Source organism: Thermophagus sp. OGC60D27, from assembly GCF_052400625.1.
In the GTDB taxonomy this organism is placed as follows: Bacteria; Bacteroidota; Bacteroidia; order Bacteroidales; family Marinilabiliaceae; genus Thermophagus.
Genome location: NZ_JBQTGH010000003.1, coordinates 238,488 through 261,637 on the forward strand (window position 1 = coordinate 238,488; position 23,150 = coordinate 261,637).

At 42.2% G+C, this 23,150-nt stretch carries 18 protein-coding genes; 5 read left to right on the plus strand and 13 right to left on the minus strand.

The features are described from left to right. Window positions 1-58: 58 nt before the first annotated feature. From cysD to ACT29H_RS05405, 7 genes are all read right to left on the minus strand, one after another. The gene (cysD, locus tag ACT29H_RS05375; RefSeq protein ID WP_444820580.1) at window positions 59-964 is read right to left on the minus strand and encodes a sulfate adenylyltransferase subunit CysD; all 906 of its coding nucleotides are present in this window, start codon (window positions 962-964) and stop codon (window positions 59-61) included. 259 nt (window positions 965-1,223) lie between these two features. Then, on the minus strand, window positions 1,224-2,069 hold the full coding sequence (locus tag ACT29H_RS05380) for an enoyl-ACP reductase FabI (RefSeq protein ID WP_444820581.1): 846 nt from the start codon (window positions 2,067-2,069) through the stop codon (window positions 1,224-1,226). A 517-nt stretch (window positions 2,070-2,586) separates the two neighbouring features. After that, complete coding sequence (gene recN / locus ACT29H_RS05385) at window positions 2,587-4,242, minus strand: DNA repair protein RecN (protein WP_444820582.1); 1,656 nt, start codon at window positions 4,240-4,242, stop codon at window positions 2,587-2,589. An 11-nt stretch (window positions 4,243-4,253) separates the two neighbouring features. Further along, window positions 4,254-5,153: a type IX secretion system protein PorD gene (porD, locus tag ACT29H_RS05390; RefSeq protein ID WP_444820583.1), complete on the minus strand. Its 900-nt coding sequence runs from the start codon at window positions 5,151-5,153 to the stop codon at window positions 4,254-4,256. Then, window positions 5,150-6,355, minus strand: a complete 1,206-nt coding sequence (coaBC, locus tag ACT29H_RS05395; protein ID WP_444820584.1) for a bifunctional phosphopantothenoylcysteine decarboxylase/phosphopantothenate--cysteine ligase CoaBC — start codon at window positions 6,353-6,355, stop codon at window positions 5,150-5,152. The genes porD and coaBC overlap by 4 nt, the downstream gene beginning before the upstream one ends. 186 nt (window positions 6,356-6,541) lie before the next feature. Further along, window positions 6,542-6,883 carry a DNA-directed RNA polymerase subunit omega gene (locus ACT29H_RS05400; RefSeq protein ID WP_444820585.1) on the minus strand — a complete coding sequence of 114 codons (342 nt, stop codon included), beginning with the start codon at window positions 6,881-6,883 and terminating at the stop codon, window positions 6,542-6,544. A gap of 23 nt (window positions 6,884-6,906) precedes the next feature. Beyond that, window positions 6,907-7,710: an outer membrane protein assembly factor BamD gene (locus ACT29H_RS05405; protein ID WP_444820586.1), complete on the minus strand. Its 804-nt coding sequence runs from the start codon at window positions 7,708-7,710 to the stop codon at window positions 6,907-6,909. A 769-nt stretch (window positions 7,711-8,479) separates the two neighbouring features. Between ACT29H_RS05405 and ACT29H_RS05410 the strand changes: the two genes are divergently transcribed. Together ACT29H_RS05410 and ACT29H_RS05415 are read left to right on the plus strand one after the other, a co-directional pair. Beyond that, window positions 8,480-9,766 (plus strand): aminotransferase class I/II-fold pyridoxal phosphate-dependent enzyme, encoded by a 1,287-nt coding sequence (locus ACT29H_RS05410; RefSeq protein WP_444820587.1) that lies wholly within the window; start codon window positions 8,480-8,482, stop codon window positions 9,764-9,766. 163 nt (window positions 9,767-9,929) lie between these two features. Continuing rightward, window positions 9,930-10,673, plus strand: coding sequence for an MBL fold metallo-hydrolase (locus tag ACT29H_RS05415; RefSeq protein WP_444820588.1), 744 nt, complete (start codon window positions 9,930-9,932; stop codon window positions 10,671-10,673). A 120-nt stretch (window positions 10,674-10,793) separates the two neighbouring features. On the opposite strand, the gene ACT29H_RS05420 is transcribed toward ACT29H_RS05415, so the two are convergent. Next, on the minus strand, window positions 10,794-11,285 hold the full coding sequence (locus ACT29H_RS05420; RefSeq protein ID WP_444820589.1) for a hypothetical protein: 492 nt from the start codon (window positions 11,283-11,285) through the stop codon (window positions 10,794-10,796). 438 nt (window positions 11,286-11,723) lie between these two features. Between ACT29H_RS05420 and ACT29H_RS05425 the strand changes: the two genes are divergently transcribed. Then, window positions 11,724-13,439: a right-handed parallel beta-helix repeat-containing protein gene (locus ACT29H_RS05425; RefSeq protein ID WP_444820590.1), complete on the plus strand. Its 1,716-nt coding sequence runs from the start codon at window positions 11,724-11,726 to the stop codon at window positions 13,437-13,439. A 366-nt stretch (window positions 13,440-13,805) separates the two neighbouring features. Beyond that, on the plus strand, window positions 13,806-14,312 hold the full coding sequence (gene cobO, locus ACT29H_RS05430; protein ID WP_444820591.1) for a cob(I)yrinic acid a,c-diamide adenosyltransferase: 507 nt from the start codon (window positions 13,806-13,808) through the stop codon (window positions 14,310-14,312). Between the two features lie 157 nt (window positions 14,313-14,469). Here the strand turns inward: cobO and ACT29H_RS05435 are convergent, their stop codons facing one another. Continuing rightward, complete coding sequence (locus ACT29H_RS05435) at window positions 14,470-15,504, minus strand: endonuclease/exonuclease/phosphatase family protein (protein WP_444820592.1); 1,035 nt, start codon at window positions 15,502-15,504, stop codon at window positions 14,470-14,472. Between the two features lie 365 nt (window positions 15,505-15,869). Between ACT29H_RS05435 and ACT29H_RS05440 the strand changes: the two genes are divergently transcribed. Beyond that, on the plus strand, window positions 15,870-17,066 hold the full coding sequence (locus ACT29H_RS05440) for a saccharopine dehydrogenase family protein (protein ID WP_444820593.1): 1,197 nt from the start codon (window positions 15,870-15,872) through the stop codon (window positions 17,064-17,066). 452 nt (window positions 17,067-17,518) lie between these two features. Here ACT29H_RS05440 and ACT29H_RS05445 read toward each other — a convergent pair whose 3' ends face one another. The 4 genes from ACT29H_RS05445 to ACT29H_RS05460 form a co-directional block, all read right to left on the minus strand. After that, window positions 17,519-18,136 (minus strand): TetR/AcrR family transcriptional regulator, encoded by a 618-nt coding sequence (locus tag ACT29H_RS05445; protein WP_444820594.1) that lies wholly within the window; start codon window positions 18,134-18,136, stop codon window positions 17,519-17,521. 144 nt (window positions 18,137-18,280) lie between these two features. Then, the gene (locus ACT29H_RS05450) at window positions 18,281-18,574 is read right to left on the minus strand and encodes a PG0541 family transporter-associated protein (RefSeq protein WP_444820595.1); all 294 of its coding nucleotides are present in this window, start codon (window positions 18,572-18,574) and stop codon (window positions 18,281-18,283) included. 252 nt (window positions 18,575-18,826) lie between these two features. Continuing rightward, window positions 18,827-22,018: an efflux RND transporter permease subunit gene (locus ACT29H_RS05455; protein ID WP_444820596.1), complete on the minus strand. Its 3,192-nt coding sequence runs from the start codon at window positions 22,016-22,018 to the stop codon at window positions 18,827-18,829. 99 nt (window positions 22,019-22,117) lie between these two features. Next, window positions 22,118-23,140: an efflux RND transporter periplasmic adaptor subunit gene (locus ACT29H_RS05460; protein WP_444820597.1), complete on the minus strand. Its 1,023-nt coding sequence runs from the start codon at window positions 23,138-23,140 to the stop codon at window positions 22,118-22,120. Window positions 23,141-23,150: the final 10 nt, after the last annotated feature.

Sequence of the window (23,150 nt, forward strand, 5' to 3'; positions counted from 1 at the left end):
ATAGAAGAACCGCTGTCAGGAATTGCTAAAAGCATCCCGAACATCAGAAGCGTTGAGGTTAAAAATAGCCTTCCCGTTTACGGTCTTCCATGGCAGATTCTGAACGTTTGTCGTCGGCACGTCCACCCCGTTCTGTAACCCGGGTGGCAGCAACTTCCTGAATAATGTCTTCAATATTATTGGCGGTAGACAAGGTAACTCCGGTACAGGTCATGTCGCCGATGGTTCGACAGCGCACATCTCTCATTTCCACTTTTTCGCCTTCCTTAAGTTGCATAAAAGGAGCTTTGGCCAACCATATGCCATCGCGTTGGAATACTTCCCGCTTATGTGTAAAATACAAGGATGGCATTTCTATCTTTTCCATATAAATATATTGCCAAACGTCCATTTCGGTCCAGTTACTAATGGGAAAAACCCGGAAGTGTTCCCCCATCTTTTTTTTACCGTTAAAGAGGTTCCACAATTCCGGTCTCTGGTTTTTCGGATCCCACTGACCAAATTCATCCCTGTGCGAAAAAAACCGTTCTTTAGCTCTGGCTTTTTCTTCATCGCGACGTCCACCTCCCATGGCGGCATCAAATTTTTCCTCATCGATGGCATCCAGAAGTGTAATAGTCTGAATTTTATTTCGACTGGCATTAATACCTGTTTCTTCCACCGCTTTCCCCTGATCAATAGTATCCTGAACATACTTAACGATACAACGTGTTCCGGTTTCTTCCATCAACCTGTCACGGTATTCCAGTGTTTCGGGAAAATTATGACCGGTGTCGATGTGCATCAACGGGAAAGGGACCTTCGCCGGCCAAAAAGCTTTTCGGGCAAGATGAAACATAACGATAGAATCTTTACCCCCTGAAAAGAGCATGACCGGATTTTCAAACTGGGCAGCAACTTCCCGGATAACGAAAATCGATTCGGCCTCAAGTTCCTTCAGATGATTAATCTGGTATTTATCCATTTATTCTGTCTTTAAAAAAAATCCTATAATACACATCACCTCTATATAAAGAGGTTTCTATGAGATATAAAAAACAACATACCTGTTATGACAGGATGCCGCATTTTCATCTACCATTATTCTGCCAGAGCAAACAGGCAGCAGTACGAACAATTCAAATTTACGGGGCCAAATATACTTAAAATAAAGGCCACTCCCAAAAAATGAGGATGGCCTGAATCTTTGTTTAATTAAAAGTTTTTCTTAATTCTTGCTGTATTTAATACATATCCTCAACCTCTCCGCTGTCAAAACTTTTATTGTATTGCTTCATGGCCCTCAGGCTCATACCCATACTTGAAAATCCACCATCGTGATAAAGATTCTGCATGGTTACTTTTCGTGTATAATCAGAAAACATGACCATACAGTAACGAGCACAATCTTCAGCATCGGCATTTCCCAAAGGCGACATTCGATCCGAAAAATCCATCAAACCGTCGATCCCTTTCACGCCACTACCGGCAGTCGTAATGGTAGGTGATTGACTAATGGTATTAATCCTGACTTTTTTCTCGCGACCAAAGATATAACCAAAACTTCTGGCTATAGATTCCAACAAAGCTTTGGCATCTGCCATATCATTATATCCATAAAGCGTTCTTTGGGCAGCAACATAAGTGAGTGCCAACACCGAGGACCATTCACTTAAGGCATCTTGTTTAAATGCCACTTGTAACATCTTATGGAAAGAGATGGCCGAAATATCCAATGTTTTTTGCAGATAGTTATAATCAAGGTCATGATATACCCTCTTTTTCCTCACGTTAAGTGACATGCCAATGGAATGAAGGACAAAATCAATTTTTCCGCCCAGCACTTCGGTTGAAGTTTTAAAGACATTTTCCAGATCCTCCACATTGGTAGCATCAGCAGGAATCAACTGCGATCCTGTTTTTTCTGCCAGATTGACTACTTCACCCATTCGACAGGCAACATGTGTGTTGGACAAGGTAAATGTAGCCCCTTCCTCATGGGCTAGTTCGGCTACTTTCCAGGCGATGGACATATCATTGAGGGCGCCGAATATTATCCCCCGTTTTCCTTTCAACAAGTTATTTCCCATATCGGTAAAATTGTTATTTCAGGCTGCAAATATATTGTAAAATTGTTTGAGCATAAAAATCAACGCCCTCTTCTTTTTATCAATTCTAATTTAAAATAGATGAGTTGCCTATATACCAAACACTTATCTCTATCAAAAAAACAATTAATTATTGTAAGCATCTTCTAACAAAAGATAAAATGAGGCATTCTTCATCCTTCTTAAGCCGAAAAAGTAATCTCCATAGCTTTCTTTTCAATTGCTACGAACATCACTTCAAAGGATTTTCACCACTCGTCCCATCATTTCGGGGAAAGAATATGATAAGCACCTTTGCCATGCGAATTCCATTTGACCAGAGCTTAATGAATTTCTACCAATAAAACACCATAAAAAAAGGAATTCATAAAAGAACAAAAAGAGGGAAAAACCGCCAACACCGCTTCTAAGCATCACTTTTATAAACATAAAGAGAACTCTATTCTGCCCAACAACCATCAAAAAAACAGCCCATAATATATTCCGGGCCATGTCCCAATTAATTCTCCATTAACAGTTTGGCATTTTCGAGAGCCGCTTCAGTAACGCTAGCCCCACTAAGCATTCCGGCAATTTCGTTCAGTCGTTCCTCATTACTTAACAACTTAACCGACGAAATGGTTTGACGATCTGTTTCGGTCTTGAATACTTTGAAGTGAAAACGTCCTTTCCCGGCAATCTGGGGAAGATGTGTGATACTAATGACCTGAATGTTCTGTCCCATTTCCTGCATGATGCGTCCCATACGGTCAGCAATTTCTCCAGATACACCGGTATCTATTTCATCAAATATAATGGTAGGTAATCCTTTGGCAGAAGATAACAAAGCTTTAATGCAAAGCATAACACGGGAGATTTCACCACCCGATGCCACTTTGGGAATCTCGGTGAGCGCTCCACTTTTATTGGCGGAAAACAAAAATGAAACGCAGTCCTGTCCATCAGGACCAAAATCCTTTTCAATATTGTTTTTTACCGCAAACCGAGCATGCGGCATTCCCAGATCTCTGAGCTGGTTCTGGATCCCTTTTTCAATACGGGCAAAAACCTGTTCTCTGCTTTTGGTTAGAGCGCTTGAACACTCCGCGAGCCGTTTTTGTGCGCCTGTAATTTCTTGCTCCAGCCGATTTAGTTCTTCATCAAAAGATGCCAGTTTTTCCAGTCGTTCCGACAAATCTGACTGAATTTTCAATAATTCCTCAACCGAATCAACATGGTGCTTCTGTTCAAGAGAATAGATCATATCGAGCCGCTCCTGCACGGCTGCTTGTCGTTCGGGGTCGAATTCCACTTCTCCTTCTCTATCGGTAATTTCTTCCGCAATATCTTTAAGCTCAATATAAGAAGAGTCAAGGCGGGTTAATAATTCTTCTCCCCCTTTCAGGAAAGAAGCAATTTTTCTAAACTCCTCCACCAAATGATACAACTCCTGCACCACAGGTTGTTCTCTTTCATAGAGGGTCTGCGCCGCCAGCGCAAGAGCAGATTTAATTTCTCCCACATGCGACAGCTGCTCCAATTCTCTTTCCAGATCGGCTTGCTCGCCTTCCTTCAAATGGGCATCGGTGAGTTGCTTAAGTTGGAACTCCCAGTAATCATGATCTTCACTTTGCCGCGCATTGAGCTCTTCTAATTTCTTTCTTTGGGAAGTTAATTGTTTGTAGATTTTGTAAGCTTCGTGATATTCTTTTTTTTGGGTGATATTATTGGCCACAGAATCCACCACATTTAACTGAAATCGGTTATCACCTAGTAACAGATTCTGATGTTGGGAATGAATATCAATAAGCTTATCTGAAATTGACTTCAAAAAATTCAGGTTAACAGGAGTGTCATTGACAAAGGCCCTGGATTTTCCGGAAGGCAAAATTTCCCTTCTCAACAAAGTTTCTTCGTCAAAATCCACATCTTCCTTCTCAAACAATGGATGAAGATCATATTTAGAGACATCAAAGATGGCTTCAATAACGCATTTGTTTTCCTTATTGCCAAGGACCGAAACATCGCTTCGCTGGCCCAACACCAGTCCCAAAGCTCCCAGCATAATAGATTTTCCGGCTCCAGTTTCACCGGTAATCACCGTAAAACCGGGACCGAATTCGATCTTAGCCTGGTCAATAAGCGCATAATTTTTAATGGATAATGACTTCAACATAGATCAAACCATTAGTCATTCAACATTTTTTGATAGGCATCCGCATTTGAGGGATTTACCTCACTCAAAACATTTACCGCATCTGCTTTCTCCTTGGAAAATGCTTCAGAAAACAGATTGATCAATTCTTTTTGTTTGGCATCAAAAACCAACTGCAAGGCATAAGATCCGCTTTCACGTCGATAAACCTCACGCAACAATTTTAACGCATCAGCGATTTGGCCTCTTCCCCTTTGGGGATCTTCGCTCATAATATCTAGTCCTTTACGATGATACTCGTAGTAAAATCGTCTTAGTGGTTGGTGATCATTCTCCAAAAGATTATAGACCAGCCAGTATCTGTTTCTCCGTCCTTCAAACTGTTTCCATCCACTTTCCCGGGCATTTTGACGCATCCCGACAATTTTTTCCGCCTTCTGAAACCATGGTGTTCCTCCTTCCAGACTAAAAGTATCGTAGTCATACCCCAAAATAACATAGGCATAGTAGGCAAGGATGGCAACAAGATTGGATTCCGGGTTATTCTCGTTGTAAACGATACTCTCGAATTCGGTATATTCAAAATCGATATCTTCATCCTTTAGATTAAGGATTGTTGTAGAGTATGCAGAATTGAAAACCGGACGCCGGGATTGAATTTGTAACGAGCCTTTAAATCGATTGACCCCTATCACTTCACTAATGGTAAAATGAAAAGTACATTCAATGCGTTCGGAAGTCTCGAAAACATGATTGGTCCACTGATGGTTGTTCAAAAACTCCGAAATCGTTTCGCGCATGGACTGAAACACGTTACGATTAGTCCCCTGTACAGCGGGCGCTACCACCTGCACTGCGCACCTCAACTCCTGGGACGATAAAGGTTCCAGATAACACAAAAGGACGAGAATGAACATCCAACATTTCATCATTCAAGAATTTTTTCCATTGCCGAAACGATATCTGCGGCGACCTCTTGTTTGCTCTTTAACGGAAAGTTTTCAATTTTATGATCTTTATGAATAATGGTAATACGGTTGGTATCGGCCATAAATCCCTCACCTTCATTGTTGGGTGAGTTTAGCACGATAAAATCAAAATTCTTCGACGCCAACTTTCGACGGGCATTTTCTTCTTCATTATTGGTTTCCAGAGCAAAACCAACAGTGACCTGACCTTCCTTTTTAATTCTGCCCATCTGGGCTGCAATATCAGGATTCGCTTTTAAAGTAAGCGTCAGCTCTTCACGGTTTCGTTTAATTTTCTCGTCCGAAACGTTGGTCGGGGCATAATCAGAAACCGCAGCTGCAAATATGGCAGCATCGCATTTGGGGAACCATTCGTGGCAAACCTGATACATCTCCTGTGCCGAAACCACATCATAACGATGAATAGAAGCTTTTCTCGTTTCAAGGTTCACCGGTCCGGCTACAAGTATTACCTCTGCCCCTCTATCGGCCAGTTCTTCGGCTAAAGCAAAGCCCATTTTACCCGACGAATAATTACCAATAAAGCGTACCGGATCCATATTTTCGAAGGTAGGTCCGGCAGTAACCATAATTTTGCGACCAACTAGTGTTTTCTTTTCTTTTGGGGCTAATATGTTTTTAAGATGCTCCACAATAACATCTGGTTCTTCCATCCTCCCTTTTCCCTCCAGGCCGCTGGCCAATTCGCCCGAAGCCGGTTCAATGATGTGAGCACCAAAGTTGTGAAGCAAATCCATATTTCGTTGATTGGCAGGATGGGCATACATGTCAAGATCCATCGCTGGTGCAACAACCACAGGGCATTTGGCAGAAAGATAGGTTGTGATCAATAAGTTATCACAAACAGCATTCACCATTTTTCCCATGGTATTGGCCGAGGCAGGCGCCACAACCAACACATCGGCCCAAAGGCCCAGGTCCACATGGCTATGCCAGCTGCCATCCGCATTTTCGAAAAACTCGGAAAGTACCGGCCGACCCGATAGAGCTGAAAGTGTTACAGGTGTAATAAATTCTTTACCGGCAGGTGTAATAATAACCTGAACATCGGCACCTTCCTTTACCAGAAGCCGTAAAAGATACACCGCTTTGTATGCCGCAATACTTCCGGTAATTCCCAAAATTACCTTTTTCCCTTTCAGCATTTATGAAATCTTCAGTAGTGAATACAGACTTAATTCAATGATTCAGGAATAACACACCATCGCTAACATGAATACCATTTATTCCAACCTCCGGAATATAAATAATGCTATAATTTAAACCATTTCATTAAGCAAGCGACGGATAACACCGAAGAAAGAGTTAAGGCTCCGAAAGCCTTATGAGGGCTATTCATCCTCTTCCACCTGAACATCTTTTACCGGATTGCGATAATAGATCTTTCCTTCAACAAACTCCTGAGCAGCAATAAGAGCCGGCTTAGGCAGTCGCTCATAGAATTTTGATATTTCGATCTGCTCCCGGTTTTCAAAAACCTCTTCCAGATTATCTGTATAAGAAGCAAACTCCTGTAATTTTTTATTGAGCTCTTCTTTCATTTCCACCCCAATCTGGTTTGCTCTTTTGCTAATAATCATTACAGTTTCATAAATATTTTGCGTTGTAGCCGACATCTGATTGGTATCCCAAGTAATTGTTGTCGAAGGCGCATTTGACTTCTTATAATCCATTGCAATAGTTATTTAAGAATTGATTAATTGTATTTCTTCAATAGTTTGGTCACTTCTTCAAAGATTTTATTGGCATCTTTCATATACGAACTTTCGGGAAATTCGTTAATGAAAGCATAATACTCATCTAAGGTTCTTCTTAAACGGTCTTCCTCTTTTTCGGGGACACTATTTACGGCCTGGATATACAGTGAATCCAGGATTAAGAAGGACAATTCTTCACGATATTTGGTATCAGGAAAATCGTCAAGACTGTTTCGCGCCGTTATAACCGCTGCATCAAAATTATTCCCCATGTAAGTCCCCAAATTATAATACAACTTGGCATTCAAATAAGATTTAAACACCAATTTGTTTCTAAGTTCATCCACCATTTTATTGGCTTCTTCTACCTTTGAACTGTTGGGAAACAAATTTGTAAACAGCTGAAATGCCTCAATAGCCTTGTAGGTATCGGTCTGATCCAATCGCGGATTTGGTGACATCTGATAATAATTGACCCCTATCATATACCGGCAATCTTCAACATACTCACTATTGGGGTATCTTTTCACAAATTCTTCAAAAAGATGTACCGAACTGAAATAATCGCGCATATTGAATAAGGCATAGGCATATTTGTAATGCACCTCTTCGGCACGATCGGTACCCATAAAGACTGACAGCAACTCCTGAAACAGGGTCGAAGCCCTCATATAATCCTCTGCCTCATAATACTCAAGGGCTTTTTCAAATTTCAGATCGTAGTCGGTACTTTTTAGTATTTTCTGATATTCACTACAAGAGGCCATAAGTATAACGGCCAACAGAATAATCAATTTCCTCATTGTAAATAGGCGCTTTTGTGCATCTGCCGGTTTATGGTAATCGCTTTGACTGCCCAAAATCGATACCGGTATAATTCCGTGCAAAGATACAGGTTTTACTTTAATAATAAATTTCCTAATAAGGGTTTTTATAGAATATTGTCGATTTTTATCCGTATAAAAACTATCTGATTCATTGCTCGGATGAAACTCGGATGGTAGAGCTTCACACATATTCCCATAATGACAGGTCATCTTGCCATGCCGAAATCAATGTTTCGTTGTCAAATCAAAAACCAAGCCATAAAATAGGTTTTCAGTCTTTTAGATGGTTAGATTTAAATTATCGTTGGCAAGCCGACAAGCACACTATAATTACAACCCCCTCAACACCAACAATTAAACATCTCAACTTATATAAAAGAAGGTTTTAATTGATCATCCCAGTTAAAATTAGAATCATAAGCAAACTGGTTTTTCAATGATCAAAATAACCCAAGTTGAATCAATCATCCTCATCTCTCACCATCATTCCACAGCATCACAATCTTGTCTGATAACCGGATACGTTTTGCTTTTGCGCCCCACTCTGCCTATCAACAAATTTCAGAACACCTTCTGCTGTTTCCTCGCAACAGCTTTCATCCCCCACCTTTCCACCTTTTTACCATTCTTCCATCAACTCCATGCCCTATATCCATTCTTTCCTGCCCAAAGAGTAGGAATAAAAATAAGCCTTCTAATCAAATATAGGAACGTTAAGATTTGAAATAATTAAAAAACATTACCTTTGTCCAATTCAAAACTTAAAAGCTATAGTAAAGTGGACATTTTTGATAAAATAGAGAAAAACATGGGACCCCTTGGGCAATATGGAAAAGATGCTCATGGATATTTTATGTTTCCTAAGTTAGAGGGAGAAATACACCCCCATATGACATTCAGAGGGAAAAAGGTTCTGACATGGAGCCTGAACAATTACCTCGGACTGGCCAATCATCCCGAAGTGAGGGAAGCCGATGCCCAGGCAGCCAAAGAATGGGGCCTTGGTTATCCCATGGGTGCCCGTATGATGTCGGGGCACACCAGCAAACATGAAGAACTGGAAGCCGCACTGGCCCAATTCGTAGGAAAAGAAGATGCCTATCTTCTTAACTTTGGATATCAGGGGATGGTTTCCATTATAGATACGTTGGCAGGACGTAACGATGTCATTGTTTATGACTCGGAATGCCATGCTTGTATTATGGATGGAATCTTTTTGCACAAAGCAAAAGGTGGAAAAAGTTTTGTGTTCCCTCATAACGATATCGAAAGATGCCGAAAAATGTTAACCATGGCCACCCGCCGTACTCAGGAATCAGGAGGTGGTATATTGGTAATTACCGAAGGTGTTTTCGGGATGGCGGGCGACTTAGGTCATATCAACAAAATTACAGCCCTTAAAGATGAATTCAATTTCCGCCTTTTGATCGATGATGCTCATGGTTTTGGAACAATGGGCGCCACAGGAGCCGGTGTTGCTGAGCATTATGGCGTAACCGATAAAGTGGATATTATTTTTGGCACCTTTGCCAAATCGATGGCCGGCATTGGAGCCTTTGTGGCCAGCCGAGAGGACGTGGTAAAATTCCTGCGCTACAACATGAGATCACAGATTTTTGCCAAATCTCTGCCTATGCCCATGGTTATTGGCGCCATGAAACGTCTGGAATTGCTGCGCACGAAACCTGAACTGAAAGAACAATTGTGGACTGTTGTAAAAGCCCTTCAAAAAGGCCTTCGAGATGAAGGATTCAATTTGGGACATACCGAATCTCCCGTTACACCAGTCTATCTGAATGGAACGGTTCCCGAAGCAACCAATTTGACCATGGATTTGCGTGAAAACTACAATATTTTCTGTTCAATTGTGGTTTATCCGGTTATTCCGAAAGGACAAATCATGTTACGACTGATTCCTACTGCGGCGCACACCCTCGAAGACGTTGATTTTACCGTTAAAGCATTTTCAAAAATCAAAGAAAATCTGGAAGCAGGCAAGTATCAAAGTGATAAAATTGCAAGCCTGTCATAAACACTTGACATCTTTAAGTTTTTAGAATATTTTTAAGGCGTTTCTTTACGGAAGCGCCTTTTTCTTTTGTTATAATTGAAAAAGTCTGCCGCAGAAGCAAAATATTACCATCCACCAAAACCCTTTTATCATCATCTTTTCTTGATTCTAAACACATAGCACAATGAGATCATTAAGAATACTATTTGCAACGCTAACAATAGCATCCATTATTTCCTCAGAGATGTTTTCCCAAACTCCACGCTCCGATACTTTTCAGACATCTGTCGGACCTCTGGAAATACACCATGTGGGCCATGCCTCACTCTATTTTGTCTTTAATGGCAAAACGATCCACGTTGACCCCTTTGGTCGTATGGGGGATTATTCATCCTTGCCCAAGGCTGATCTTATTTTAGTGACGCATGCCCATGGCGACCATCTTGATCCGCAGACTATCAAAACCATTTCCAAACAGGAGACTAAAATCATCCTAAACAAGGATTCTTACAAAACGCTCCAGAAAGGACAAATATTGGAAAACGGCGACGAAACAGAAGTTTTAGGACTATCCATTAAAGCCGTTCCTGCCTATAACATCATTCATAAAAGAGAGGACGGAGAACCCTTCCATCCCAAAGGACGAGACAACGGTTACGTCATCCTCTTTGCTGATACCAAAGTATATATTGCAGGCGACACCGAAAACATCCCAGAAATGGCCAAGCTGAAAGAAATCGACATTGCCTTTCTGCCCATGAATTTGCCTTACACCATGACTCCTGAAATGTGTAAAGAAGCCGCGTTGATGGTAAAACCCAAAATACTCTTTCCCTATCACTATAAGATGGGAGAATCGGATCCGGAAAAGTTTGCCCGACTGATGGAAGGAATTTCCGGTATTGAAGTAAGATTTAGACAAGATTAAATGGAACACAACAATTTAATCATCTTTTCCATTTGGGGGTGTCCCTTTTTTATTTATGGCCCTGCCATTGGCTCGATAATTACCGTTTCCCAACCGGTTGCTTCGGTGATGGGAACATCACTAAAAAACGAGTCCTGCCTCTCTGCATTTTAATTTTATTCCAATTCCAGCAATCCATTCATTTTTATTCGCATCATTTGACAATTTCATCGGCATCTTTTTCCAAAAACATGCGCACCATTTTCTGATTTGATGCGCAAGAAAAAAATTTTCATCGGCATGAAATTTTTTTTGATGCGCATCATTTTTCAATAAACTACTCAAAGGCATAAAAGGTCTCGACCGTGAGCCCCATTCAGAGCAAATAAGAGGTATTGACAATTTTCTCCCACAATCCCCATCAAACAAATGGTCGGGGTGGTAGTAGTATTGCTGTTGTTCGTAGTTAGGATCACTCACAGATGTGCTGTCGGTTAAAGAGTCATCGTCGGCCCACGGGTTTTGTCCGCTTATCCCCCCATACTCCTTGCTGCGAAGGTAATGTTTAATGTAAATCCCCGGCACTCGTCCCCGCGAATCTCTGTACCATCCTGCATTCAGTTTTTTCGCCATGACAAACCAAAAACCATCAAAAACGCAATAAATCAAACATAAAGCTAAATGGATGTATCGTAAATGAAAACTATATCTTCCTCTTTTTTATCATTGGCATCTTGATTTTTTTGATAAATTAGCAACAATTTTCACTATAAGCATCTATAAAATAGCGAATACGAGATAGCATTTTCTATTTCCCTTTATCCTTTCGACACTAAACGTTGGTTATGATTCTAAAAAAATAAGAAATAATGAAACGAGTATGACCAAAACGGGTTGTCACCAAAGAGTAGGTATACCCCTGAATCATGCGAGTTCCATCAGACCAATGGATTAACCAATTTTTATACGGATGAAACGAGCATGGCGACTTTTGCCACAAAAGGACATGTATAAATTTGGCTAAGCCATGTGAGTTCCATTCGACCAATAACTTAGATAAAATTTATACGGATGAAAACTCAATTATTCTTATTGCTGGTTATATTAACAATAAACCTGACCGCTCAACACCATGCAGACTACTATGTAGCTGTTGATGGCGACGACAGTAATCCCGGCACTTTTGAAGAACCCTGGGGGACCTGGCAAAAAGCTTTTGCAACGGCTCAGGCAGGCGATACTGTTTACTTCCGGGGAGGCGTCTGGTATCCGCAAGAGCATTCAAGAGGAAATGTTGTATGTGAAATTCATGTACCAGACGGCATAGGACATTCCGGAACAGAGAGTAATCCAATATGCTTTTTTGCATATCCGGGAGAAACACCAATCCTGGATTGCTCACAGGTGGATATGACTGGCAACAACTTCAATGGAGGACTTGACTTCTATGGCACTTCGAATATTCATATTAAAGGATTAACCATAAGAAATGTGGAACAACCGGCATCCGGTGAATTAGCCAGTGGCGTTGGAGCCAGTATGTGTAGCAATATGACCTTTGAAAATCTGACTGTATATAATATCGGTGGCAGGGGCATGAGCTATTGGGGGGTGGCAGGTCATCCTGAAGTGCCGGAGATACCTGCCGATACAACAAGATTTATTAATTGTGACATATATAATTGTGTAGACTTATTAAGTGAGGTGCCGGGAAACGGTTCCGATGCGGTAAAGATGGATGCGGAAAAAGATACTTACCTTTATTTTTATGGATGCAGAGCCTGGGCATGTGGTGATGATGGATTTGATGTTAGCGGGCCCGGTGTGGCCGTATTTGACCATTGCTGGTCGTTTAATCATAGCCTGCCGGGTGCATTGGATGGTAATGGTTTCAAATTCGGAGCCAACAGGGGGGCAAACGCATCTGTTGACGAAAATGGACAGCTTATTTTAGGAACGCCCGTACCCGGGATTAGGAAAATAGTCAAAAACTGTATCGCGGCAAATAATGCCGGCTATGGTTTTTATGAGCTGGGATACGCACCCTATTATCCTAATAATGCCAGGGTATACAATAATGTATCCTTTCGGAATGGAATAGGTATGTCAAATTCGATAAATGCTGAGTATTCCGGCCAAAACCCAAGTGTCTACAGGAATAACATCATTTATGAACCTGTTCAGTCTGATGCTGCAGGAAGACCATTATTCTTAGTGGTGGACGATATCTATATCGAAAGTCATAATAACTGGGATTATGCCAACAGCACGGTTATCGGGAGTCTTTTTTGGTGGCAGCCAACAGATAGTGTAGTTGTTGCAGCCGACGATTTTATTTCTTTGGATGCATCTCAATTATCAAAACCCAGAAAAGATGATGGCTCCTTACCGGATATAACCTTTATGAAGCTGGCCCCCGGAAGCGACCTGATTGATGCCGGAACAGATGTTGGCACGCCATATAATGGCACTGCTCCGGATATAGGCTACGCAGAATTTGATCCCATGACCATAATAGAAACCACCAAGAAGGAAGACAGCTCTTTATTGCATTGCTATCCTAATCCAACCAGGGATATCATAAAGGTTTGTTTTAACTCCGATTTGAGATTACCTGTAAACATCAAATTATTTAACAGTAAGGGAGAGATTGTATTTTCAAAGACAGTTCAGTCCGACTTGCTATATGATTATCCTATTCATCTAAAAACCTTTTCTACAGGCATTTATTTTTTAGTTCTTAATTACGGAGACCAAACAAGTTCTGCAAAAATTTTAAAGATTTAACCCGAATTATGCATTAGAACTTCGTCATGAGAATTAAAAAGTGCAATCAATCAAGAACTTGTTGAAATGAGGCATAGCACCGCTATGGTGAATTGAGACAAGTTAGCTTGCGACTTGATTGGCAGCAATTTTAATTCGTAATAGATTTTCTAATGCATTTTTCGGGTTTAAGTAACATCTGATAAAACTATATCCCAAAGGTTTCACGAAAAGTTTTATTAATGAATAAAACCCGGCAACGATCTTCCAGACAGAGTGGCGGAAAGATAATAACATCTTCCAAAGCATTCGCCTATGGCGGGGAGCGTTTACCTGATAAATAACCGGATCATTTTATTATTCCCTTTCAAATTCTAACTTTGCAAAATGATTCACATCTACACAGGTAACGGGAAAGGCAAAACCACCGCAGCCATTGGTCTGGCGGTTAGATCGGCAGGTGCCGGCAAGAAGGTATTTTTCGGCCAGTTTGTAAAGGATATGGCCTATAACGAAGTGGCATTAATCCGCCGACAAATACCCCAAATTGAGCATGAATTGTTTGGGCGGGGATGCTTTTTTGGCAGGAAACCGGAACAGGAAGATTATGATGCAGCCCGAAACGGTCTGGACAAAATTAAAAAGATTACCCATTCAGGCGATTACCAACTCATCATTATGGATGAACTAAACATTGCCATTCAGTACAACCTCCTTACCGTAGAAGAAATCCTGTCCTTCCTGGATTCGGTACCGCCCGATACCGAAGTGGTAATCACCGGACGAAATGCTCGCCAGGAGCTGATTGACAGAGCCGATCTGGTTACCGAGATGAAAGAGATCAAGCACTATTTCAATGAAGGGATAACTTCGCGAGAAGGAATTGAATATTAGCATCCCCTTTCACATCTCACCCCAAAAACTTAAAACTACCTAACTACTAACGGCAGCATCACAGAGAGTTTGCCTAAAAGGGCGGTTGCATGCAATTAATGATTTTTAGTGGGCAAAGTTTAATTACCCCCAAATCATTACCCGGGCCCCCAAACATCTATTGAATAATGATATAGGACGGGAAATGATCGCTATAACCGCCATGATACCAATTACCCACAAAGGTTCGGAAAGGATATCCCCGGTAGTCACCGTCCTGTTGCCACAAAAAAGGTTGGTTGAAGACTCCTGTTTTGAGCAATAACTGCTGTCCTTTCTTTGACGTCAGGAAGTTGGGGGATAGAACAAACTGGTCAAAAAGATTCCACTTTCCACGATAGCAGAGGGTTCCTTTACCTTTCAGGAATATGGAGGCCGTGGCATTATAGAGACTGTCGCTATGTTCCGGCTGAGGGGAGAACCCCGCCTTTAAATGATTTCTTACTGCAGGATCTACAGGATCATCATTCAAATCGCCCATCACCACAATGTAGGAAGAAGGATCTTCCGTTCGAAGAGAATCAACAATTGACCGGGTAAGGTCACCGGCGGCATTTCTCATCGGAATACTTCGTTCCCGCCCACCATACCGTGAGGGCCAATGACAAACGATAAAGTGCATCTTCTTTCCCGCAAACTTGCCTGAAGCCACCAGAATATCGCGTGTAGGAATTGGTTCACCCTCTTCATTTTGGATATGTAACGGCACAAACCGTGTATGTTTGGGCTTAAAATAACCGGGACGATAAATCAACGCCACATCAATGCCACGTGCATCGGGCGAATCTTTATGAATAATCTTGTATTTGAATCTTTCGAGCGGAATAGATGAGACCAAATCTTCCACAACCATCCGGTTTTCCACTTCTGCCAGCCCCATAACCGCGGGTGCCTCTACCTGTTCTGCTCGTCCCAATTCGGCGATGACGGACGAAATATTTTCCAATTTTCGCTGATAACGTCCGGTATTCCACACCTTCTTGCTTTCGGGAGTAAACTCCGAATCGTTCACCCCGGGCGAATCGATGGTATCAAACAAATTCTCCACATTATAGAAGGCCACCATCTTGGGTGAGTAAATGGAGCGACAACCTATCGGCAACGTCATCATCGCAACGCAGGCTATCCAAAATAATATGTTAAAACTCTTCATATTTACTACAACAATTATCAATAGAGAAGATGACAAAGATAAGAGTTTCCCGGAGTTTGGGTTACTGGTTTAGAATCATTAGTTCCGAAATCCCTGTTGGCTAAATCCATCCAATCATAATCTTTCCTCCTTTCTCCGGGCTCTATGCTCTTTGCACTATGCTGTTTGACCATTCCAATTGTTTTTTTCAAAAATTTCGATGAAATTTGACAAAACTCCATCACAGATAATGCAAAAAAAGCATTTCTTTGCAACACCAAAGACAGAAACCCTTATAACCGTAAAACAACGCGGCAGAATGATAATATTCCGGCTTTGAAGATGCCGGCAAACGAAAGTGTCTGACAAAAATTAAACTTACAAAAATGAGCAAAGTATTGATTATCGGTGCAGGCGGCGTCGGGACCGTTGTGGCACATAAGATGGCAGCAATACCCGAAGTTTTTACAGATATCATGCTGGCCAGCCGTACCAAAAGTAAGTGCGATGCCATCGCGCAAAAGATTGGGGGCAATCGTATTCAAACGGCACAGGTGGATGCCGACAATGTGCCGGAACTGGTTGAATTGATCAATGCCTTTAAACCCGAGCTGGTGGTTAATGTGGCTCTGCCCTATCAAGACCTCACCATCATGGATGCCTGTCTCGAAACCGGCGTGGCCTATCTGGATACGGCCAACTATGAGCCAAAAGATGAAGCTAAGTTTGAATACAAATGGCAATGGGCCTACCGCGACCGCTTTAAAGAAGCCGGACTGACCGCTATTCTTGGGTGCGGTTTTGACCCGGGGGTGACATCGATCTTCACCGCTTATGCAGCTAAACATCATTTTGATGAATTGCACTTTCTGGACATCGTCGATTGCAATGCCGGCGACCACGGCAAACCTTTTGCCACCAACTTTAATCCCGAAATCAACATAAGGGAAGTAACCCAAAAAGGAAAATATTGGGAAGATGGCAAATGGGTTACCACCGAACCCCACGAAATCCACAAGCCTTTGAACTATCCCGAAATCGGGCCCAAAGAGTCGTACCTGATCTATCATGAGGAGCTGGAATCACTAGTGAAAAACTTCCCCACACTTAAACGGGCAAGGTTCTGGATGACCTTTGGTGAAGAATACCTGACCCACCTGAGGGTGATTCAAAATATCGGGATGGCCCGAATAGATCCTATAAAATTCAAAGGGGTGGATATTGTGCCTATCGAGTTTTTGAAAGCAGTACTGCCCAACCCCGGTGATCTGGGTGAAAATTACAAAGGTAAAACCTCTATCGGATGTCGTATCAAAGGCATTAAAGACGGAAAAGAAAAGACCTATTATATCTATAATAATTGCGACCATCAGGAGGCCTATAAAGAGACCGGAACCCAGGCGGTAAGCTATACTACGGGTGTGCCGGCCACCATTGGTGCCATGATGTATCTGACAGGCAAATGGAAAGCACCGGGTGTTTTTAATGTGGAAGAGTTTGATCCCGATCCATTCCTGGAAGAATTGAATAAGCATGGTTTGCCATGGAATGAGCTGCATGATGTGGACCTTGAACTTGAATAGTGTGGCAATTTCAAGTCTTCCGGGGCAGTAACAGCCCATTATGGATCTACCATTGAAGATCTATTTTAAGAGGGTGTCATAATGATACCCTCTTATTTTATCTAATGGTCACATAACACATTTAAGATGCACTCCCCATTTACAAATCCATCTCTTCAATAAGCGGAAAGCATCATGGTCTGGCAAGGTAAAGTCCTGCATTTTTCGGGTTTAATGCCTACCCCTATTAAATAAGAATGCTGCCCTATAATTAATGGGAAATACTTTCCCTCGGTAATGGGAATCACTTTCCCTCGGTAATGGGAATCACTTTCCCTCGGTAATGGGAATCACTTTCCCTCGGTAATGGGAATCGCTTTCCCTCGGTAATGGGAAACTATACCCTATGAAAAACCTCAAAGAGGCCCCTCTTCCAGTCAACCCAAGAATGGCTCTATTATATAATGTATGTTTTAGGAGGCGGGTTTCAATTGCGGGTTATTAATAAACCTGTCCAGTTTTTTCTTTCCCTGATCGGTACAAATACCCCCAATCTGTAAATAAAAGGCAGTGCTAAGTTCTATCTTTTCGCTGTCTTCCTCCAAATGCCAGCCACCTGATTGAAAAATATATCCTGCCACCAGCCGAGGAAAATCAACTTTGAATGCTGAAATAAAATCCCCCTCCTTCTGCCCCTCATCCATGATGTTACCAACCACCTCAATAATAAAGTAGTGGTATAGTTTCCTAATGTTAGCCGCCAATTCGGGATTAGCTTTGGAAAGTGAAAAGACAAAAACAGGGGTCACGGGTTCTGTATTATCCCGGAAAAGGCTATATAGTTTATACAGTTTAAGGATGCTCCCTTGGGTTGAACTCAACATCTTCTCCACCTCCATTTTAAATTTATCAAAACCATCGTTCAAAACCATCGTCACCAAGTCATTCTTGGTTTTCACCTGCTGATAGAGCGTTCGTTTCGAGATGCCCAGTTTGTGTGCAACATCATCCATGGTGATATTTTTTACACCATATTTAAAATACAAATCCCTAATATAATTCAAATCAAACCCCTTACGTTGCATTTTCATCGGTATAAAGATTATCTAATTTATTGATCTGATGGAACTCACATGACAGAGGTTTATACATTCTCTTTGTTGCCAATCACACAGGGTCATGCTCGTTTCATCCGAAAAATTAAACCCACACACAGGCCCGTCCCCGCTATGCTTTTAATAATGATTTGTGACATCCCATACAAAGGCGCGAACACCAATCGCTTTGTTACGCATATCCAGTTTATGAACGGTTTTGAGCAAGAGATCCACTTTTTCGTCTTCCACCATAGTAATAATGGCCGAATTCATCTCGGGCCAGGTATGTGTTCCCCGTCTGGGTTCCCCATCTTTTGATCCACGACCCTGGACCTGTTCCCAAAACGTAAATCCCCGGATCTTTAATTGATCCAGCATATATTCAACACGCTCTGTATTGGCTTGGTTAAAAACTATAAACACTGCTTTCATATATGGTTAGATATTAGATGTTAGATTATTAGATTTTAGACTATTAGATAATAGATTGTTAGATGTTAGATTTTTGTCATTGCCGGGGGTAGGTGTCAGAGGCGGGCGATGGTGTCAACGGGCATCCTGAAACGATACCCGTTAACGAACCATTTTCCTATCCATAGAGACATTGACAAGGCCTCCGGACAATCAGGAATTACAGTCATATACTATCGGTATTTAATCCAATAGAAAAGACTAACCTCTTCCCTATGATTTACCATTTTGAGTCACATCCTCATCGGCAATCTGCAGGAACAGGAATTCTTTTCTCTGTTTTTCGTCCTTGTCGCGTTCTCCATGTTTCGACATAATGCCATAAAGCAATGGCACAACAATCAGGGTTACCATGGTCGAAATCAGCAAACCGCCGATGACGACGACCCCCATTGGTCGCCAGGCTTCAGAGCCGGTACCGGTGCTCAATGCCATAGGTAACATTCCCAAAATAGTGGTTAATGCTGTCATTAACACCGGACGCAACCGGGACGCACCCGAAAGGGCAATGGCCTCGTTCAGTTCATACCCACGGTCGCGCATCAGATTGATATAATCGACCAGCACAATGCCGTTTTTCACCACAATCCCCACCAACATGATGACCCCCAATGCGCCAATCATATCGAGTGAAATGCCGGTGACAAACAGAGCCAGCACAACCCCTGAAATGGCAAACGGAACCGACATCATAATAATAAATGGTTTGGACATGGATTCAAACTGAGAAGCCATCACGATATATACCAGCATGACAATCAGCAATAACAGAAGTCCCATATCGCTGAAGGTTTCCTGCTGGTCTTCATAATCGCCGGCCAGCCGAATGGTTATTCCTTGAGGGATGTCCACTTTTTCCAAAGCCTTCTCAATGTCAATGGCCAATTCACCCAAAGAAACTTTATATGGGGTTATGGAAACAGTCACAATTCTCTGCCGACTTTTTCGTTCGATGGTTGGTGGAGCCCAATATTCTTCCACATCCGCAACTTCGCCGAGTTTAATATTTCCTTGAGCTGTTGGGATGGACAAGTCTTCTATATCGGAAATTGAATTGCGGTTTTCTTCGAGCAGTCTCACAACTATGGCATATTCATCACCATCTTCTTTCAGATAGCCGGCCGTCATTCCCGTCACCCGATTATAAGCCAGAGAGGCGACCGAAGCGGCATCCAAACCATGTCGCGACAGTTTTTCCTTGTCCACATTAATTTTCAGTTCGGCACGATCTTCATCCCGGCTAATGGAAATATCGCGTGCACCTTTAACGTTTTCTCGAATGGTATGTTGAATGTTTTCGGCCAAAATATTGGTTTCATCAAAGTTGTGTCCGTAAATCTCCACGTCGACGGTAGAAGGCCCGTTACCGCCCATTCCGGATGCCGTTTGTGCCTGATATTCGATGATTTCAGGATATTTGGCCATCTCTTGACGGAACACCTCTGCTATTTCAAAAATATCTCGGTCTCTTTCATCTTTGTCCTTCAACACGACAGTCATCGAAATGGTATTATTGGTGGTGGAAGAAAAGAGCGCAGATATACTGGCATCATCTCTTGACCCTGCCGAAGTAGAAATGATTCTGATTTCGGGAGCCAATTCCATAAAGCGTGCTTCCAGTTTGCGGGCAGTTTTCAGAGTCTCTTCGATGCGAGTTCCACGGTTGAGTTCCACATTAACGGTGAGTCGTCCCTGGTCACTCTGCTGCATAAAGTCAGTTCCGATAAAACCCAGAAACATAGGGAGCAGGGTAATAAAGAATACCCCCAGCACCAGGCCTAAAGTAAATTTCTTATGCGTCAAAGAGTACCGTAAAATTTTGGCATACCAAGCATCCAGGCGGTCAAGCGCCCCAACCACATACTTCTGGTACCAGTTCTTTTTGGGTTCTTCAAAGATCAAGTGTCCGTTTTCATCCACCTCTACATGACGAGATTTCAACAACTTGGATGTCAACATAGGTGTCAGCGAGATGGCTACAACGGTAGAGGTAACCACCACGATGGTAACAATCCACCCCAACTCTTTAAACATGATACCTGCCAATCCCCCCAGCATGGTTAAAGGAACAAATACCGCAGCTATAACCATCGTGGTGGCAATTACCGACACCCACACCTCGTTGGTGGCGTAGATGGCTGCCTCACGTGGACTAGATCCCCGCTCGATGTGCTTGGTAATATTCTCGAGCACCACAATGGCATCGTCCACCACCATTCCGATCGCCACGGTTAGTGATGACAAAGAAATAATATTCAAAGAGCTATCAACAAAGGCCAAATAGATAAAGGAGACCACCAAGGCGATGGGAATTGTCAGTCCGATGATTAGTGTTGCCCGCCATCGACCCAAAAACAACAGAACCACCAATACAACAAATAGTAATGCATACATGATGGATTCTTCCAGACTGCGGATAGAGTCCTTAATGTTATCTGAAGAATCGAAAATGATCTTTATATTAACATCGGTAGGCAGCAGATCCCGGATACGTGCCATTTCCTTATTAACGTTTTCGCAAACCTCAACGGTGTTGGCGCCCGATTGTTTTGTAATGACCACCCGCACACCATCGCGTCCATCTATTTTTTCATCCAGAGTAAGATCCTTAATGGTATCGCGTACCGTTGCTAAATCGCGCACAAAAATTTGACGTCCGTCATCGGTTGTTGTTACCACAATATCATTTATTTCGGAACTTTCGATATACTCGCTACGCACTTCCAACTGATATTGCTCTTTATCCATTTTCACCGTTCCGGAAGTTCTATTGAGGTTGTTATTACTGATGGCGTTTCCCACGGCTTCGAGCGAAACACTGTAGGCATCGAGTTTTTCCTGATCTATATCTACATAGACATATCTTTCCGGAGATCCTGACAAGGAAATATTACCAATACCATCAACCCTGTTAAGTTGTGGCATCACAATATCATTAAGGATTTTATCCAACCCGGCATAACTCTCATTAGCCGTAACTGCATACATCATAATCGGCATGGAACTGGTACTGAGTTTAAAAATCAACGGGGTGCCAGCACCATCGGGCAATTCATCTTTAGTCATATCCAGGTAGGATCGCACGTCGTTGACCACCTCTTCCAGGTCCAGCCCCCATTCAAACTCGAGGGTTACCAACGACATATTATCCTGCGACTTGGATGTCAAACTCTTAAGACCGTCTACCGAATTAAGGTTATTTTCCAGCAAACGAGTAACATTGGTTTCCACCTCACTGGCATTGGCGCCGGGGTAGGAAGTCATCACCGAAATGTATGGCGGGTCAATTTCGGGATACTGGTCGATAGGCAACAGTTTAAGAGAGAACAAACCTATCACCATAACGGCTACAAAAATCAAGGCAGTTGTAACCGGTTTATTGATGGATGTTTTAAATATACTCATATCACATTTAAATCATTGAACTGTAAAGATTACTCCGGCCCCATTGAAACAGAGCTACAGGAGGGGGCCCGAGAAATAGAATTGAAAAATCGGAAGGGATTATTGTACCACCTTAAGTTTAACACCATCAACCAGTTTAGCCTGTCCGACCGTTACCAGTTGGTCGCCCACATTAAGGTCGTCCGAAAACACCTCAATCAGCTCATTGAAGCGCTGTCCCAGTTTAACATCTACCCTTTTAGCCACACCATTATTATTTACAAAAACATAGCGATTATTTGAACCGATTAACTTCAGAACGGCCTGATAGGGCACCAACATAGTTTCAACTTCATGCAGTTGGATTGAGGATTTCACATACATCCCGGGACGTAACTTATGATCTGAATTGGGGATTCTGATTTTTACCCGAAAGGTATGGGTAGCAGGGTCTACCGTTGGATAAACAATTTCTATCTCGGCGGGGAAAGACAAATCGGGATAGACATCCGAAATAACATTCAGTTTCATTCCTTCCCTAACATAAGGGATATATGACTCTGGGATATTAATGTATGCTTTCAGAAGATGGGTTTGTGTCAGCACAAGGATAGGACTACCGCTGTACAACTCGCCATCTTCATAATTTTTTGCTGCAATAACCCCGAAAAAAGGGGCTTTTACAAAAGTATTCGTCTCCAGAAACTCCAGATTTTCCTTGGCCTGATCGTAAACCAATTTGGCCTGGTCATACTCCTGTTTAGATACCGTCCCCGTTTCATTCAACACTTTAATTCTCTCATAATCCTTTTGCGCATTGATAAACGAAAGCTTTGCATTATTAAATTGCTGTTGATCCATACGAACCATCATGTCGCCTTTATTGACCTGAGTTCCCACGTCTACAAAAATGTGTTCGATGGTACCGGTGAAAGAAGGCGCAATATTGACAGTTTCGTATCCCTCAAGGGTGGTAGAGAGTTCAATTTTTCTGGCTACTTTTCGCTTCGAAAGCCTTGTTACTTTTACAATTTCTATATTTTCAATATCACTTTGGTTTTTTTCATTTTTGGCAGATGTTCCACAACCGGTGGCCCAAAGGACCAAACTACCAACAACCATCGTTTTAAAAAAAGAATTCATACTTTTTCTG

What these genes read in the sequence shown, in the direction of transcription:
- cysD (WP_444820580.1), bottom strand. Translation starts at nt 964, where the DNA reads ATGGATAAATACCAGATTAATCATCTGAAGGAACTTGAGGCCGAATCG.
- ACT29H_RS05380 (WP_444820581.1), bottom strand. Translation starts at nt 2,069, where the DNA reads ATGGGAAATAACTTGTTGAAAGGAAAACGGGGGATAATATTCGGCGCC.
- recN (WP_444820582.1), bottom strand. Translation starts at nt 4,242, where the DNA reads ATGTTGAAGTCATTATCCATTAAAAATTATGCGCTTATTGACCAGGCT.
- porD (WP_444820583.1), bottom strand. Translation starts at nt 5,153, where the DNA reads ATGATGAAATGTTGGATGTTCATTCTCGTCCTTTTGTGTTATCTGGAA.
- coaBC (WP_444820584.1), bottom strand. Translation starts at nt 6,355, where the DNA reads ATGCTGAAAGGGAAAAAGGTAATTTTGGGAATTACCGGAAGTATTGCG.
- ACT29H_RS05400 (WP_444820585.1), bottom strand. Translation starts at nt 6,883, where the DNA reads ATGGATTATAAGAAGTCAAATGCGCCTTCGACAACAATTACTTGGGAT.
- ACT29H_RS05405 (WP_444820586.1), bottom strand. Translation starts at nt 7,710, where the DNA reads ATGAGGAAATTGATTATTCTGTTGGCCGTTATACTTATGGCCTCTTGT.
- ACT29H_RS05415 (WP_444820588.1), top strand. Translation starts at nt 9,930, where the DNA reads ATGAGATCATTAAGAATACTATTTGCAACGCTAACAATAGCATCCATT.
- ACT29H_RS05420 (WP_444820589.1), bottom strand. Translation starts at nt 11,285, where the DNA reads ATGGCGAAAAAACTGAATGCAGGATGGTACAGAGATTCGCGGGGACGA.
- ACT29H_RS05425 (WP_444820590.1), top strand. Translation starts at nt 11,724, where the DNA reads ATGAAAACTCAATTATTCTTATTGCTGGTTATATTAACAATAAACCTG.
- cobO (WP_444820591.1), top strand. Translation starts at nt 13,806, where the DNA reads ATGATTCACATCTACACAGGTAACGGGAAAGGCAAAACCACCGCAGCC.
- ACT29H_RS05435 (WP_444820592.1), bottom strand. Translation starts at nt 15,504, where the DNA reads ATGAAGAGTTTTAACATATTATTTTGGATAGCCTGCGTTGCGATGATG.
- ACT29H_RS05440 (WP_444820593.1), top strand. Translation starts at nt 15,870, where the DNA reads ATGAGCAAAGTATTGATTATCGGTGCAGGCGGCGTCGGGACCGTTGTG.
- ACT29H_RS05445 (WP_444820594.1), bottom strand. Translation starts at nt 18,136, where the DNA reads ATGAAAATGCAACGTAAGGGGTTTGATTTGAATTATATTAGGGATTTG.
- ACT29H_RS05450 (WP_444820595.1), bottom strand. Translation starts at nt 18,574, where the DNA reads ATGAAAGCAGTGTTTATAGTTTTTAACCAAGCCAATACAGAGCGTGTT.
- ACT29H_RS05455 (WP_444820596.1), bottom strand. Translation starts at nt 22,018, where the DNA reads ATGAGTATATTTAAAACATCCATCAATAAACCGGTTACAACTGCCTTG.
- ACT29H_RS05460 (WP_444820597.1), bottom strand. Translation starts at nt 23,140, where the DNA reads ATGAATTCTTTTTTTAAAACGATGGTTGTTGGTAGTTTGGTCCTTTGG.